This is a genomic window from Streptomyces sp. CB02980, from assembly GCF_014451325.2.
Lineage (GTDB): Bacteria > Actinomycetota > Actinomycetes > Streptomycetales > Streptomycetaceae > Streptomyces.
Window position 1 is genome coordinate 49,113 of the sequence record NZ_JACSCH020000027.1, and the last position, 14,342, is coordinate 63,454.

Consider the following 14,342-nt stretch of genomic DNA (forward strand, 5'->3'; position numbering starts at 1 on the left):
CCGAGCCCGGAAGCGCGCACAGCGAATGCCCCCACCCCGGGTGATCCGGGAGTGGGGGAGCAGGTCGGCCTTGCCGTCGCCGTTCAGGTCGCCCGCGCGTCCGCCAGGAGGATGACCGCCCGCCGTGAACGGCCCGTCGAACCCTTTCCTACGAGGTCAGGACGCCGTTCAGGAAGGGGCCGACCGCCTCGCGCCAGGCGTCCGGGTGCTCGTAGTGGAGGAGATGCCCGGCGTCGGGGATCTCCGCGTACGCGCCGTGCGGCAGGACGCGGACCATCTCCTGGGCCTCGGCTCTGCCCAGCTCGCCGTCCAGGCCGCGGACCACCAGCGTGGGGCAGCGGACCTGGGCCAGGGACTCCCAGTGGGCGTCGTGCACCCAGGTCTCCCGGGAGGTCAGCATCTGCTCCGGGTCGAAGACCGGACGCCAGCCGTCCGGGTGCTCGGCCATCACCTCGGCGAAGAAGGCGCCCCGGGCGGGGTTGGGTCGCTCGACCCACGGGTCCTCCTCGCCGAACCAGCGGCGGGCGGCGTCGAGCGAAGGGAACGGGGCCGGCCAGCGGCGGAACCAGTCCCGCCACTCGCGCTGCGAGGCCGCGCCGAGCGCCGAGGCGCGCATGTCGCAGATGACGAGGGCGTGGACGAGGTCGGGACGCTCGGCGGCCAGTTGCCAGGCGGTGAGGGCGCCCATGGAGTGGCCGATGAGGGTGACCGGGCCGAGGCCGAGCTGCTCGACGGCGGCAGCCGCGTCCGCCACGTACGCCTCGCGGGTGAAGGAGGCGGCGGGGGGCTTGTCGCTGTGGCCGTGGCCTCGCTGGTCGAGGGCGACGGTGCGGGGGTGGCCGTGGGGGTGGGGGGTCGCGTCGGGGCGGGTCGCCGCCTCCGCGAGGCGGCTGATCGCCGGGGACCAGTGGGCCGCGTGGCCCATCAGGCCGTGGAGGAGTAAGACGCCGGGGCCGGCCTGCGGGGCGGTCCCGGGCGTGAAGTCCCAGGCCGCCAGCCGTACGCCGTCGGCCCCGGTGACGTCGAGTCGTCGCGCCATCCCTGGCACCCCCTCTTCTTGCCGTCGAACCACGCCAGACTATCGAACTCGCATTCGAAAATGCGCTCCTGCCGCGCAACACCCCTCGTTCGAGTGACAGGCCTCAAGGATTGACGGCCGCTGCCGAGGGGAGATCTTGAACGGGAGGCGGACCGCTCGGGGAAAACGGTCCGAGGGGATTGACCTTGAGAGCTCGGGGCTCCAGGTCAGCACAGGGGAGGACAGGCCCCGGCGCCGCGAGGCGCCGGGGCCCTCTGCTGTCCGGGGCGGGCGGGAACCCGCTGCTGTCCTGGGCAGACAGGAGCCCGTTTCCGTACGCGGCAGGGGCGAACCCGCTGCCGTCCGGAGCGCGCGGGTCGCCGGCGCGGGCGGCGTCCGACGTACGGATTCCGCTTGCTGCACGGCCCCCACCCCTCCCCGGTCTCGCACCGCCCCGCCCCTCGTATCGCACCATGTCGCCCCAGCGTGGCACGGCGAGGGCGCGGGCGTAGCCATTCCGGCGTAAACCGGGGCGCACAAGGGCCGTTGGCCCGGAAGCGACACTCGAACGTGTCCTATTCCGGCGCAACCAGACGCCGGTTCCCGGGCGGAGACGCCGAAGGGTGCCCCACCGGTCGTCGCGTACGACGACCGGTGGGGCACCCTTCCCGCGAGATGCGGTGTCGGCCGGGGTGCGGTGTCAGCGCGTCAGCGCTTCGCCACGAACACGTGGGCCGCGACGTCCGCGTTCAGTTCGGCCGCCTCGCCGCTGCTGCCGACGAGGATGCCGCCCGCGGACTCCGTCACCGACACCACGGAGCCGGGCTGCACGCCCGCGCGCCGCAGCGTGTACATCAGCTGGGCGTCCGTCTGGATCGGCTCGCCGATCCGGCGGACGACCACCGTCTTGCCCTCGCTCGCGTCCAGCTCGGCGAGCGACACCATCGAGTCGTCGAGGAAGGCCTCGGCCTCCGCCTTCTCCCCGAGCTCTTCGAGACCGGGGATCGGGTTCCCGTACGGCGACTCCGTCGGGTGACGCAGCAGCTCCAGGACGCGCCGCTCCACGGCCTCGCTCATCACGTGCTCCCAGCGGCAGGCCTCGGCGTGCACCTGCTCCCACTCCAGGCCGATCACGTCGACGAGCAGGCACTCCGCGAGGCGGTGCTTGCGCATGACCCGGGTGGCGAGGCGGCGGCCCTCCTCGGTCAGCTCCAGGTGCCGGTCGCTGGCGACGGCCACCAGTCCGTCGCGCTCCATCCGGGCCACCGTCTGGCTCACCGTTGGGCCGCTCTGGTCGAGCCGCTCGGCGATCCGGGCACGCATGGGGACCACACCTTCCTCCTCAAGCTCGAGGATGGTGCGGAGATACATCTCCGTTGTGTCGATCAGTCCGGACATACGTGCCCCTCGATGAGTCGTGCGCTGGCCCTGCACCAATTCTGACGCATCGCGCCGACAACCGGGCCTCACCGGCCCAAGGCGGTATTGACAGAGCAATGGTCCAGACCGCACCGTGATCGGCGACCGGGGCAGGACCAGGGCACGACCACGACATGACGCGACGACGCGACGGCGACGAGAAGGAGCTTCTGGAATGGGCGACAGCGCGGGCGAGAGCAAGCTGGCCGGACAGTTCTTCGACGCCGCGATCGGCCTGCTCCAGCAGGTGCGCGACGGCGACTCGGCCGAGATCGCCGCGGCCGGCGCCGCGATCGCCGAGGCCGTCGCCAACGGCAACCGGCTCTTCGCCTTCGGCGCGGGCCACTCCTCGCTCGCCGCCCAGGACGTCGTCTACCGGGCCGGTGGACTCGCCCTCATGAACCTGCTCGTCGTCCCCGGTGTCGTCGGCGTCGACGTCATGCCGGCCACGCTCGGCTCCGCCCTCGAACGCGTCGACGGCCTCGCCGGGGCGGTCCTGGACTCCTCCCCCGCCACCGCGGGGGACGTCCTGATCATCATCTCCCTCTCCGGGCGCAACGCCCTGCCCGTGGAGATGGCCATGAACGCCCGCGCGCTCGGCCTCACCGTCATCGGCGTGACCTCGGTGGCGTACGCGACGGAGACCAGGTCCCGGCACGTCTCGGGGACCTATCTCAAGGACCACTGCGACATCGTCCTCGACTCCCGGATCGCCGTCGGCGACGCCGAGCTCACCCACGAGGGCATCGAGGCCCCCTTCGCGCCCGCCTCCACCGTCGTCACCAGCGCCCTCATGCAGGCCACGCTCGCCGCCGCCGCCGAGGACCTCGTCCGCCGCGGCATCGAGCCGCCGCTGCTGCGCTCCGGGAACGTCGACGGCGGCCACGAGTGGAACGGCCGCGTGATGACGGAGTACGGCGACCGGATCTTCTACCGGCACTAGGCCTTGCCAGCTACCGGCTACCGGCGCTGGGCCACCGGCTACCGGCTACGGCGCTGGGCCCTGCCGACTACCGGCGCTGGGCCTTGTCGGCCGCGGCCAGGAGCAGGGTGTCGAGGGTGGCGTAGTCGGTGCCGCCCTCCAGTTCCTTCGCCGTGCCCCGCTCAAGGAGTTCGCGGGCCGCCCGCCCCGCGAGCCCGTACGCCGCCTCCGCGATCGACGAGCCCGCGCTCACCCGGGCCGCCCCCGCCGCCGCGAGCTCGGCCACCGACAGCGTTCCCGGGCCCACCGCGACGTTCACGGGCAGCGGCGACCCGGCGACCAGGCGCTCCACCGTCCCGGCGTCCAGCGCGCCGAGGACGAAGATCCCGTCCGCCCCGGCCGCCGCGTAGGCCGCGGCCCGGGACAGCGTCTCCTCCAGCCACGCCTCGCGGTCCCCCGGCGGGAGCCGGTGCGTGTCGATCCGGGCGTTGACGAACAGCGGGACCCCGGCCTCGTCGGCCGCCGCGCGCGCCGCCGCGATGCGGGCGGCCTGCTCGGCGGCGGGGCGCAGGGCGTCCGGGCGGAGGGTGTCCTCCAGGTTGACGCCGACGGCACCCGCCGCGAGGACACCCCGTACGGTCTCCGCGACCCCGGCCGGGTCGTCCGCGTAGCCGCGCTCGACGTCGGCGGTGACCGGGACGTCGACGGCCGCCGCGACGCGGGCGACGGCGGCCAGCGCCTCGTCCCGGCCCAGGTGACCGCCGTCGCCGCGGCCGAGCGACCACGCGACGCCCGCACTCGTCGTCGCGACCGCCCGGGCCCCCGCGTCCGCGACGACCCGCGCCGAGGCGACGTCCCACGCGTTGGGCAGGACCACCGGGCGACCCGGCACATGCAGCGCACGGAAGAGCCGGGCCTTGTCGAGAAGAGCCGCCGGAGCCGTCTGAGCCGCCGGAGCCGTCTGAGCCGCCTGTGCCGTCTGCGTCGCCTGAGCCGTCTGTGTCGTCATGGCCGGATCAGATCACACGCGCCGGAAGGGCGGTGCTCCTAGAGCGCGTCCGCCCGCTCCCCCAGGTCCAGCGCCGCCGCCACCCTCGACGCCACCGCCTCCGCGAACACCACGTCCTCGCGCTCGAACGGCCGGCGGCACGCGGCCCGCAGGAACGTCACCACGCCCAGCGTGCGGCCCCGGGAGCGCAGCGTCACGCAGACGGCGTGGGCCGCGTCGGCGGGCCACTGGTGGGCCTCCGCCCACACCTCGGCCGTGCGGCCCGCGCTCGCGCGGACCGTGCCCACCCGGTCCCAGGCCTGCAGCGCCGGGTGCCTCGGGCCGTACCGCAGCGGGATGCCGCCGCCCACCACCGGCGACGCCGGGCCGGGCGCGCCCGCCGGGGTCGCCAGGGCCCGGGTCAGGCGCCGCTCGCCCGCGACCCGGTCGACCAGGGCGTGGTCCGCGAACCCGGCGAGCGCGAAGTCGAGCAGCACCGCCGCCGCCTCCGCCGGGTCCTCGCACTCCGCGGCCGCCGCACCCGCCCGGTGCAGCTGGCTCCACCGGAACCGCAGCCGGTCCGCCTCGCGCGCCGCGAGCCGCTCCTCCGTCACGTCCTGGAACAGCCAGGCAACACCCAGCGGCACCGGCTCCTCCGCCATCGGCGAGGACAGCAGCAGGAAGCCGCTGCGCCAGCAGCGGCGCCGCTCCCCGGTGGACGTCCGCAGCGTCACCCACACCTCGGCGGGCGACGGCGGGGTGCCCTCCGCCAGGACGTGCTGGAGGGCGGCCTCCAGCTCCTCCGCGCCGTGCACGACGACATCGCCCAGCGGACGCCCGAGCAGGGCCGTACGCCCGGTTCCGAAGGCGCGGGCGGCGTGGCCGTTGACCATGGCGGGGCGCAGGTCGGCGTCCACGAGGACGACGCCCCAGGACGCGTCCTCGAACAGCGCCTCGCTGAGCGCCACCGACCGCTCCAGGTCGAGCTGGACGTGGACCTCGCTGAACGCGCAGTACACCCCCGCCGGACTGCCGTCCGCCCCTCGTACGCCGGCGGCCTGGCTGCGTACGAGCACCCGGCCGCCGTCCTTGCGGAGCAGCGCCAGCTCGTGGACCTGCCGGCCGGGGCCCTTCATGGCCCCCATCAGCCGCTGCAGGGTCTCCTCGGCGTCGGCGCTGCGCGCCGCCCAGCCCTCGAACCCGCGCCGCCCGACCGCCTCGGCGGCGGACCAGCCGAGGATCCGCTCGGCCTCGCGGTTCCAGTGCGTGACCGTCCCGTCGGCGTCGAACGCGCAGAGCGCCGCGTCCATCCCGTCGAGCAGCGCGGCCAGCAGATCGGCCCCCGCTCCGGGAACGGAAGCGGTCGCGCTCGCGGACCCCGTGAAAGTACTCATCCCGGCACCCCCCATGCTGCCGCCATTCAACTGGAACGTGACGCAGAGCACATCACCTTCACCGAAATCGTTGCATCGCGGAAACGCATTCCGATACGGGGCCGCGAGCGGCTGCGGGAGCGGGTACGCCAGCGGCATGTGCGCCGGTCAGGGCGCCAGGCGCTCCACCCGCCACGTCTCTCCCGCCGGGCCGTCCGAACCCGCCGGGCCGTCCGCGCCGTCCGGATCCTCCGGGCCGCCCTCGCGGACGTACCGCAGCCGGTCGTGGAGCCGGTTCTCGTGCCCCTGCCAGAACTCGACCGCGTCCGGCACGACCCGGATGCCGCCCCACTCCGGCGGGACGGGCACCTGCGTGTCGCCGGGGTAGCGGGCGGCGAGCTCCCCGTACCGGGCGAGGAGTTCCGCGCGGGATGCGATCACCGAGGACTGCCGGCTCGCCCAGGCGCCCAGCTGGGAGCCGTGCGGGCGGGTGCGGAAGTAGGCGACCGTCTCGTCGCGGCCGATGTGCTCGGCGCGGCCCGTGACGATGACCTGGCGGGCCAGCGGGTGCCAGGGGAAGAGCAGCGAGGCGTACGGGTTGGCCGCCAGCTCCGCGCCCTTGCGGGAGTCGTAGTTGGTGAAGAAGACGAAGCCGGCCTGGTCGTAGTGCTTCAGGAGCACCGTGCGCGAGGACGGGCGGCCGTCGGGGGTGGCCGTGGAGACGATCATCGCGTTCGGCTCGTGGATCGCCGGATTCTCGGCGGTCTCCTTGAACCAGCGGGTGAACTGCGCGATCGGTTCGGGCGCGAGGTCGGCGGCCGACAGCTCTGTGGTGCGGTACTGCTCGCGCATGTCCGCGGGATCCAGGGCGTCGTTCACAGGATCGGTCACGGTGCCATCCTGCCGCAGCGCCTCAGTTTGCCCGGCACCGCGTGCCGCCAATCCTTACTCGCCGGATCGGCGGAGTGTGCCGGATGTCACGCTTCCCCGCATCATCGGAACCGTACAGACTCTTGGGCTGGACGACTGTTGAATCCCCACCATCGACCAGCATTCGGTTGATCGATCATCGATAGAGGAGCCGCCTGATGTCCGACTTCGTACCCGGGCTCGAGGGAGTCGTCGCGTTCGAGACGGAGATCGCCGAACCCGACAAGGAAGGCGGCGCCCTCCGGTACCGCGGCGTCGACATCGAGGACCTGGTCGGTCACGTCTCGTTCGGCAACGTCTGGGGTCTGCTCGTCGACGGCGCCTTCAACCCCGGCCTGCCGGCCGCCGAGCCCTTCCCCATCCCCGTGCACTCCGGCGACATCCGCGTCGACGTGCAGTCCGCCCTCGCGATGCTCGCGCCCGTGTGGGGCCTCAAACCGCTCCTCGACATCTCCGCCGAGCAGGCCCGCGACGACCTCGCCCGCGCCGCCGTCATGGCGCTCTCGTACGTCGCCCAGTCCGCCCGCGGCCAGGGTCTCCCGATGGTCCCGCAGAGCGAGATCGACAAGGCCGATTCCGTCGTCGAGCGCTTCATGATCCGCTGGCGCGGCGAGCCCGACCCGAAGCACGTCAAGGCCGTCGACGCCTACTGGACCTCCGCCGCCGAGCACGGCATGAACGCCTCGACGTTCACCGCGCGCGTCATCGCCTCCACCGGCGCCGACGTGGCCGCCTCGCTCTCCGGCGCCGTCGGCGCCATGTCGGGCCCGCTGCACGGCGGCGCGCCCTCCCGCGTCCTCGGCATGATCGAGGAGATCGAGCGGACCGGCGACGCCACCGCGTACGTGAAGCAGGCCCTCGACAAGGGCGAGCGCCTCATGGGCTTCGGCCACCGCGTCTACCGCGCCGAGGACCCCCGCGCGCGCGTGCTGCGCCGGACGGCCAAGGAGCTGGACGCCCCGCGCTACGAGGTGGCCGCCGCGCTGGAGAGGGCCGCCCTGGACGAGCTGCACAACCGCCGTCCCGACCGTGTCCTGGCGACGAACGTCGAGTTCTGGGCGGCCATCGTCCTGGACTTCGCCGAGGTCCCGGCGCACATGTTCACGTCGATGTTCACGTGCGCGCGTACGGCCGGCTGGTCGGCGCACATCCTGGAGCAGAAGCGCACGGGCCGGCTCGTGCGTCCGTCGGCCCGCTACACCGGGCCGGGGCAGCGGAACCCGCGCGAGATCGAGGGTTACGCGGACATCGCGGGCTGAGCAGCCGAGTCCCGTCCGTACGGCGACGGCCCGACCCGCACAGTCAGGGCCGTCACCGCGGACGTCACTCTGGACGTCGCCGCGGACGACGCAACGCCGTACCCGGCTAGGACGACAGGGCCGGCTGCGCCTCCGGGTGCAGCAGCAGGTCCGCGTGGTGGCGGGCCGTCGTCAGCGGGTGCGCCCGCAGCTTGCCCTTCAGCTCGTTGCGGCCGTACTCGGCGAACAGCGGGTTCGCCGGGTCGGCCGTGACGCCGGGCGCGGTCTCCGCGTACGGGAAGGCCAGCGGGGTGATCCGGGCGTCGAGCCGCGGGTTGTAGAAGAACGGCACCGAGTAGCGCTCCGTCGCCGCGGGCGGCGAGACCACCCGGTGGTTGGTGGCGATCAGGTAGCCGTTGGTCGCCACTTCGAGGAGCTCGCCGAGGTTCACGACGAACGCGCCCGGCAGCGGCGGCACGTCGTGGAAGTTCCCGTCCTCGCGCTGGACTTGGAGCCCGCCCACCTGGTCCTGGAGGAGCAGGGTGAGGAAGCCGTAGTCCTTGTGCGCGCCGACGCCCTGGTCGTCGCCCTCGCCGCTGCTGCCCGGGTAGCGCACCAGCTTGAGGTGCGGGTGGGCGCGCGGCCCGAAGATGTCGTCGTAGAAGTCCTCGGGTGCGCCGATCGAGGCGAGCAGCTCGTGCAGCAGCCGCTCGGCGACCCCGCTGAGCCGCTCGATCCAGTGCAGGGCGGCGGTCCGCAGCTCGGGGAGGGCCTCGGGCCACTGGTTGGGGCCTTCGAGCCACCAGTACGGGGCTTCCCAGGGCGCGGGGGTCCGCGCGGGGCGCTCGGCGCCGATGTCGAGCTGGTCGCGCCAGTCGCGCGCGCCGGCGGTGCGCTCGTCGCCGATGCGGGTGTAGCCGCGGAAGTGCGGCGAGTTGATGTTGTCGAGGGCGAGCCGGTCGGCCTCGGGCAGGGCGAAGAAGGCGTGCATCGCGGAGGTCAGGGCCCGCGTCTCGGCCTCGGTCACCCCGTGCCCGATCAGCTGGAAGAACCCGACGTCGTGCGCGGCCGAGTGGAGCTGGGCGTGGAGCAGACGCCTGGCCTGGGGGTCGCGGTCTGCGGCGGAGAGGTCGACGATGGGGAGCTGCGAGGAGTACGAGCTGCGAGTCATGTGTGCGTCCGCGGGGTCTACGGGTGCCCGGGGCGGCCGCCGAGGGTGGGGCGGGGGCCACGGGTGCCGGTCGGCTTGGGCTCTGAACGAGGGACCCGGTGGGGGGCGCTGGTGGTGCCCCTTGGGGTCAGGCGGAGCGGCGACAGCTCATGGACGTGACGCGGAGGAAGTCCACGTGGCGACGGCGTACGAGCGTAGGCATGCGACCAGAGTACTGCGGTGGGGGTGGTTGGACTGTGGCGCGGGTCACGTCGCACGGGAGGACTTGCGGCCATGACGGGCTTCGGGAGGAAAATCCCCAGGTGGGAACCTCGGGTGGGCCCTAATCTTTACGCCGGCGTTTCGGGTGGGCCCGAATCCCTCCTACGCGAGCGCCTCGTCCAGCAGCAGGGCCCACTGGGCGACCACGCGTTCGCGGCGGGCGCGGTCGTCCGTGAGGAGGGTCGCGAGGCCGAGCCCGCGGGCCATGTCCAGGAGGCCCTGGACGGTTTCGCGGACGCCGGGCCGGGACTCGTCGGCGCCCAGCACCTCGACGGCGATGCGGTGGGACTCGCGGCCCACGCGGGCCTCCAGCTCGGTCACGCGCGAGCGGAGCTGGTCCTCGCCCGAGGCGGCGACCCACAGGTGGAGGGCGGCCCGGAAGAGGGGCCCGGTGAAGAGGTCGACGAGCGCGGCGACGGCCTCGTGGCGGTCGCGGGAGGGCAGGGTCCGCAGCGCCTGGGAACGCTCCTCGGCGACGTACTCGACAGCGGCCGTGAACAGGTCCTCGCGGGTCGGGAAGTGGTGCTGGGCGGCGCCCCGGGAGACGCCGGCCCGTTCCGCGACGACGGCGACCGTGGAGCCCGCCCAGCCTCGTTCGGCCAGGCAGGACACGGCCGCCTCCAGGAGCCGCTGCCGGGTGGCGCGGCTCCTGTCCTGCTTGGGTGCGGTCACAGCCGCCATGCGGGGTCCCGTCGTTCGAGGAAGGCCGTCATCCCCTCGCGCGCCTCGGCGGAGGCGAAGAGCGTGGCCGACCTCTGCACCAGGTCCTCCGCGTCACGTTCGAAGGTCTCCAGGACTCTAGCGGTGACCAGCCTCTTCGCCTCGCGCAGGCCCTGCGGGGAGGCGGCGCGGAGCGAGTCGAGGAGGCCGGGCAGGGCGTCCTCGCGGTCCGTCACGAGCCCCATGGCGATCGCCTCCGGCACCCCGAACCGCTCGCCCGTCAGGTAGTGGCGGGCCGCCGCGCGGGGCTCCAGTCTCGGGAGCAGAGTGAGGGAGACGACGGCCGGGGCGACCCCGATCCGTACCTCCGTGAGCGCGAAGTCGGCCCCCTCCCCCGCCACGACGATGTCGGCGGCACCGAGCAGGCCGAGGCCGCCGGCCCGGGTGTGGCTGCCCGCGGTGACGTGGGCGACGACCGGTTTCGGGAGCTCGACGATCTGCCGGAGCAGGTCCACGAAGGCGTACGGGCTCGGTGGCGCCTTGAGGTCGGCGCCCGCGCTGAACGTGCTGCCGCTGTGGGTGAGCACCACGGCCCGGACAGCGGGGTCCTTGCCGCAGGCGGTGAGCGCGTCGGCGAGCTCGGTGACGAGCGCCGCGGAGAGCGCGTTGCGGGTGGCCGGGGAGTCGAGGGCGAGGGTGGTGATCCCCCGCTCCTCGGTGACGACGACCAGGGTCATGTGCGGTCCCTCGACTCTCGGTCTCGGAGCTCTCGGTCACGGAGGTCACGGTCCGCCCGGTCCCGGAGCTCTCGGCGGAGGATCTTCCCGGACGCTGCCCGGGGCACCGCCTCGATGAACTCGACGTCGCGGACCTTCTTGTACGGGGAGACCCGGGCGGCGACGTGCGCCATGACGTCCTCGGCGGTGAGGCCGGGCGCGGCGGCCTGGCGTACGACGTAGGCCTTGGGGATCTCGGTGCCGTCCGCGTCCGTGACGCCGATGACGGCGGCGTCGGCGACGCCCTCGTGGGTGAGGAGCAGCGCCTCGAGTTCGGCGGGGGCGACCTGGAAGCCCTTGTACTTGATGAGTTCCTTGACGCGGTCGACGACGTACAGCCAGCCGTCGTCGTCGACCCGGCCGATGTCGCCGGTGTGCACCCAGCCGTCGGCGTCGATCATGTCGGCGGTGGCGTCGGGCCGGCCGAGGTAGCCCTTCATGACCTGGGGCCCCCGGATGGCGACCTCGCCCTCCTCGCCGGGCGCCGCGTCCTTCGACGGGTCGTCGAGGGACAGGATCCGCATCTCGGTGGAGGGCAGCAGCTTGCCGACGGTGCCGGGCGGAGGGTCCTGGGCGGCGAGCGGGACGACGTGGGTGCCCGGGGACAGCTCCGTCATGCCGTACGCCTGGAGGACCGGCGGCAGTCCGAGCCGCGCCGAACAGGCCTGGGCGAGGGCCGCGTCGAGCGGGGCGGCGGCGCTGACGATGTACTCCAGGGAGGACAGGTCGTAGTCGGCGACGGCCGGGTGCTTGGCGAGGGCGAGCACGATCGGCGGGGCGACGTAGAGGCCGTTGATGCGGTGCTTCTGGATGGCGCCGAGGAAGGTGTCGAGCTCGAAGCGGGGCAGCACGACGACGGTGGCGCCCTGGCGGAGGGGCGCGTTCATGAGGGCGGTGAGCCCGTAGATGTGGAAGAAGGGGAGGATCGCCAGGATCCGGTCGCCGGGCCCCATCGGGATGACCGGCTCCAGCTGGGCGAGGTTCGTCGCGATCGAGGCGTGGGTGAGCATCACGCCCTTGGGGACGCCGGTCGTACCGGAGGAGTACGGGAGCGCGGCGACGTCCTCGTCGGGGTCGAGGTCGATCTCGGGCACGGGCCCGGTGGACCCGAGGAAGGCCTGGAGCGAGCGCACGCCCTCGCCCTCGGGGCCTTGCGGCGGCTGGTCGCAGACGAAGATCTCCCGTACCCCGCCGGCGAGTTCGGCCGCCGCGCGGGCGGAGGGGAGCAGCGGGGAGACGGTGACGATCCAGCGGGCGGAGGAGTCGCGGAGCTGCTTGGCGAACTCCTCGGGGGTGGCCAGCGGATGCACGGTGGTGACGGAGGCGCCCGCGCGCGTGGCGGCGTAGAAGGCGACGGGGAAGAGCACGGTGTTGGGGCTGTGCAGCGCGAGCACGTCCCCCTTCCGCACCCCGGCCTCGGCGAGTCCGGCCGCGACCCGCCGATGGAAGGCGTCGACCTGTCCGTACGTGAGGGTGAACTCCCCCGCCCCGTCGACCATGGCGGGGGTGTCGCCCCGCTCGGCCGCGTGGCCGAGCACCGCGTCGTGGATCGGCAGGGAGACGGTGGGAACGGCCTCGTACTCGCTGTGGAACACCATGCAAGCCCCCTGGAGAGGTGGGAGTGGTGGAAGGTGGTCGCCAGGATCGCGCGTGTGGGTACGACTTGGGGAGACCTTGTCAGCACTCCGGGGAAACAATCAAGCACGCATGCATGATTCCTGCCCGGGGTGTCAGCCCTCGCAGGCCACCCCGTCACCGTCGCGGTCGAGGTGACGGCCGTAGCCCGGTTCGCCCGCGTGGATGGGGGCGGCGCCGGCGGCGCGGACGGCCGTGCAGTTGCGGTAGTAGACGCTGCCGCCACCGGAGGACGAGTCGTCACCGGCGTCCTCGGTGGGCGTGGGCGTCGGCTCCTGTGTGGGTACGGGCGCCTGGGTGCGCGTCGGCTTCGGGGTGGTCGGCTTGGGCTTGGGCGTCGGGGTGGGCTTGCGGAGCACCTCGTTGGGCGACTTCGGGCACGGGACGCCCGGCGCCGTCAGGTACACCACCGGCACCGCCGACGAGACCGGCGCGCCGGCGTCCGGGCGCTGGAAGCAGACGGTCCAGCCGGCGTAGTCGGCGGGCAGCTCGACGTCCTTGTAGGCGGCGTAGGCCCGGCCCAGATTGGCGGTGAGGAGTTGCTCGGAGTCCGCGTACGTCCCGCCGACGAGCGAGGGCATCGCCGGAGTCTCCTCCGTCTGCGACGGAGTGGGAGTCGGGGCGGTCGCGTCGGTGGGCGTCGCGGTGGCCGTCACCGTCGGCTGCGCCGCGCCCTTCGCGTCGCCCTTCTCCTCCTCCGGCGGGTCGCTGAAGATCAGCAACAGGAACCACAGGGCGCCGAGGACGGTCGCGACGACCTTCTTGTTCTGGTTCCAACGGCTCGTCCAGGTCAGGGCTATGCCCGCCGGCGGGAGGAAGACGAGCAGACAGATGATCAGCGCGGGGTGCTGCCACCAGCGCCGCACGGGCAGCGGGGCGGGAGCGGGCTGGAACGGCGGCGGAGGCGGGTACACGTGCGGCTCCCGGGGACTGTGAGCGGGTGCGAGGTGCACGGATCGTACACAGGATGTTCACAACCGGTAGCCCTTCGTGCGGAATACGGGACGCGATCGACATCGGCACCCCGTGCCGGAACCGGGGCCTTTCCGGAGTCCGAACTTCCGCTCCCTCCAAGGTCATCAGCCGGTTAGCCTGCGCGTATGGTCTTCAAGCGTCTTCTGGGTAGGGGCGGCATACCGCTCGAAATCGACACCATCGTGCAGTCCGAGCCTGCGCTGCCGGGCGGCATCCTGAGCGGGGAACTGATCCTGCGCGCACCCGACCGCCGCATCGAGGTGAAGTCGATCTGGCTGAGGCTCGTGACCGACGCGCCGGTGGCCCACAAGGGCGACGGCGACGGATACAGCGGTGACACCTTCGACTACCCCACGGTGAGCGGCCACTTCACCCTGGAGAAGGGCGAGGAGAAGCGGCTCCCCATCCGTCACCGGCTCAAGTGGGAGACCCCGCTGACCGAGGTGAAGGGGCAGAAGCTCGGGGTCCACCTGGGCATCCACACCGAGGTCGAGGCCGAGGGCGTCAAGGCCCAGACGGACGACGACCCCGTGTACATCAGCGCGCTGCCGCTGCACGAGGCCGTCCTCGACGCCTTCGCCGCCGAGGGATACGCCCTCCGGACCTCCCGCATCCACAGCGGGAACATCCCCCGCACCGAGTACCACGTCTACCGGGCGCAGGGGTTCCTGCTCGTCGACGAGCGCTCCGGGCAGGACCGCCCGGAGGAGCTGGAACTGCACTTCCACGCCAACGCGGTCGGCTGCGAGATCTTCCTCCGCAAGGCGGACCTCGGCGAGCAGTACTGGCAGAACAAGCCGCCGGCCCGCCGCTTCGTGGCCGCCCACCACGAGGTCGGCCAGGTGGACTTCGGCGAGGCGGTCCGCCGCTGGATCGGCGAGGTCGGCCTCGTGGACGGCAGCCACCCGACCAGCTACTCCGAGGACTGAGCGCCGGTCCGACCGGCCGGTGGCGGGTCGCCACCGGCCGACCGCGA

13 protein-coding genes are annotated in these 14,342 nt (G+C 73.2%); 3 read left to right on the plus strand and 10 right to left on the minus strand.

Translation table 11 applies throughout. The features are described 5' to 3' along the window. Positions 1–148: 148 nt before the first annotated feature. Together E0F75_RS36925 and E0F75_RS36930 are read right to left on the minus strand one after the other, a co-directional pair. Positions 149–1,039, minus strand: a complete 891-nt coding sequence (locus tag E0F75_RS36925) for an alpha/beta fold hydrolase (RefSeq protein WP_229315347.1) — start codon at positions 1,037–1,039, stop codon at positions 149–151. Between the two features lie 687 nt (positions 1,040–1,726). After that, complete coding sequence (locus tag E0F75_RS36930; protein WP_229315348.1) at positions 1,727–2,416, minus strand: metal-dependent transcriptional regulator; 690 nt, start codon at positions 2,414–2,416, stop codon at positions 1,727–1,729. Positions 2,417–2,612: 196 nt separating this feature from the next. Between E0F75_RS36930 and E0F75_RS36935 the strand changes: the two genes are divergently transcribed. Continuing rightward, positions 2,613–3,380 (plus strand): SIS domain-containing protein, encoded by a 768-nt coding sequence (locus E0F75_RS36935; RefSeq protein WP_055602727.1) that lies wholly within the window; start codon positions 2,613–2,615, stop codon positions 3,378–3,380. 67 nt (positions 3,381–3,447) lie between these two features. On the opposite strand, the gene E0F75_RS36940 is transcribed toward E0F75_RS36935, so the two are convergent. The 3 genes from E0F75_RS36940 to pdxH form a co-directional block, all read right to left on the minus strand. Further along, positions 3,448–4,368, minus strand: a complete 921-nt coding sequence (locus tag E0F75_RS36940) for an isocitrate lyase/phosphoenolpyruvate mutase family protein (RefSeq protein WP_229315349.1) — start codon at positions 4,366–4,368, stop codon at positions 3,448–3,450. Between the two features lie 38 nt (positions 4,369–4,406). Further along, positions 4,407–5,741, minus strand: coding sequence for a PAS domain-containing protein (locus E0F75_RS36945; RefSeq protein WP_229315350.1), 1,335 nt, complete (start codon positions 5,739–5,741; stop codon positions 4,407–4,409). A 147-nt stretch (positions 5,742–5,888) separates the two neighbouring features. After that, the gene (gene pdxH, locus E0F75_RS36950) at positions 5,889–6,572 is read right to left on the minus strand and encodes a pyridoxamine 5'-phosphate oxidase (protein ID WP_229315391.1); all 684 of its coding nucleotides are present in this window, start codon (positions 6,570–6,572) and stop codon (positions 5,889–5,891) included. Positions 6,573–6,808: 236 nt separating this feature from the next. Here pdxH and E0F75_RS36955 point away from each other — a divergent pair, with 236 nt between their 5' ends. Continuing rightward, entirely contained in the window at positions 6,809–7,909 is a 1,101-nt protein-coding gene (locus tag E0F75_RS36955) for a citrate synthase 2 (RefSeq protein WP_229315351.1), read from the plus strand. A gap of 106 nt (positions 7,910–8,015) precedes the next feature. Here E0F75_RS36955 and E0F75_RS36960 read toward each other — a convergent pair whose 3' ends face one another. The 5 genes from E0F75_RS36960 to E0F75_RS40830 form a co-directional block, all read right to left on the minus strand. Then, positions 8,016–9,059 carry an isopenicillin N synthase family oxygenase gene (locus E0F75_RS36960; RefSeq protein ID WP_229315352.1) on the minus strand — a complete coding sequence of 348 codons (1,044 nt, stop codon included), beginning with the start codon at positions 9,057–9,059 and terminating at the stop codon, positions 8,016–8,018. A 363-nt stretch (positions 9,060–9,422) separates the two neighbouring features. After that, positions 9,423–10,001 carry a TetR/AcrR family transcriptional regulator gene (locus E0F75_RS36965; protein WP_229315353.1) on the minus strand — a complete coding sequence of 193 codons (579 nt, stop codon included), beginning with the start codon at positions 9,999–10,001 and terminating at the stop codon, positions 9,423–9,425. Then, positions 9,989–10,717 carry an enoyl-CoA hydratase family protein gene (locus tag E0F75_RS36970; RefSeq protein WP_229315354.1) on the minus strand — a complete coding sequence of 243 codons (729 nt, stop codon included), beginning with the start codon at positions 10,715–10,717 and terminating at the stop codon, positions 9,989–9,991. The genes E0F75_RS36965 and E0F75_RS36970 overlap by 13 nt, the downstream gene beginning before the upstream one ends. Next, entirely contained in the window at positions 10,714–12,354 is a 1,641-nt protein-coding gene (locus E0F75_RS36975; RefSeq protein ID WP_229315355.1) for an AMP-binding protein, read from the minus strand. The genes E0F75_RS36970 and E0F75_RS36975 overlap by 4 nt, the downstream gene beginning before the upstream one ends. A 132-nt stretch (positions 12,355–12,486) precedes the next feature. After that, the gene (locus tag E0F75_RS40830; RefSeq protein ID WP_374115503.1) at positions 12,487–13,305 is read right to left on the minus strand and encodes an excalibur calcium-binding domain-containing protein; all 819 of its coding nucleotides are present in this window, start codon (positions 13,303–13,305) and stop codon (positions 12,487–12,489) included. A gap of 186 nt (positions 13,306–13,491) precedes the next feature. Between E0F75_RS40830 and E0F75_RS36985 the strand changes: the two genes are divergently transcribed. Further along, positions 13,492–14,295 carry a sporulation protein gene (locus tag E0F75_RS36985; protein ID WP_229315356.1) on the plus strand — a complete coding sequence of 268 codons (804 nt, stop codon included), beginning with the start codon at positions 13,492–13,494 and terminating at the stop codon, positions 14,293–14,295. The last annotated feature ends 47 nt before the right edge of the window (positions 14,296–14,342 follow it).

Bases quoted from the DNA above. Each gene is read 5' to 3' on its own strand.
- E0F75_RS36925 (WP_229315347.1), bottom strand. From the start codon at position 1,039: ATGGCGCGACGACTCGACGTCACCGGGGCCGACGGCGTACGGCTGGCG.
- E0F75_RS36930 (WP_229315348.1), bottom strand. From the start codon at position 2,416: ATGTCCGGACTGATCGACACAACGGAGATGTATCTCCGCACCATCCTC.
- E0F75_RS36935 (WP_055602727.1), top strand. From the start codon at position 2,613: ATGGGCGACAGCGCGGGCGAGAGCAAGCTGGCCGGACAGTTCTTCGAC.
- E0F75_RS36940 (WP_229315349.1), bottom strand. From the start codon at position 4,368: ATGACGACACAGACGGCTCAGGCGACGCAGACGGCACAGGCGGCTCAG.
- E0F75_RS36945 (WP_229315350.1), bottom strand. From the start codon at position 5,741: ATGAGTACTTTCACGGGGTCCGCGAGCGCGACCGCTTCCGTTCCCGGA.
- pdxH (WP_229315391.1), bottom strand. From the start codon at position 6,572: ATGCGCGAGCAGTACCGCACCACAGAGCTGTCGGCCGCCGACCTCGCG.
- E0F75_RS36955 (WP_229315351.1), top strand. From the start codon at position 6,809: ATGTCCGACTTCGTACCCGGGCTCGAGGGAGTCGTCGCGTTCGAGACG.
- E0F75_RS36960 (WP_229315352.1), bottom strand. From the start codon at position 9,059: ATGACTCGCAGCTCGTACTCCTCGCAGCTCCCCATCGTCGACCTCTCC.
- E0F75_RS36965 (WP_229315353.1), bottom strand. From the start codon at position 10,001: ATGGCGGCTGTGACCGCACCCAAGCAGGACAGGAGCCGCGCCACCCGG.
- E0F75_RS36970 (WP_229315354.1), bottom strand. From the start codon at position 10,717: ATGACCCTGGTCGTCGTCACCGAGGAGCGGGGGATCACCACCCTCGCC.
- E0F75_RS36975 (WP_229315355.1), bottom strand. From the start codon at position 12,354: ATGGTGTTCCACAGCGAGTACGAGGCCGTTCCCACCGTCTCCCTGCCG.
- E0F75_RS36985 (WP_229315356.1), top strand. From the start codon at position 13,492: ATGGTCTTCAAGCGTCTTCTGGGTAGGGGCGGCATACCGCTCGAAATC.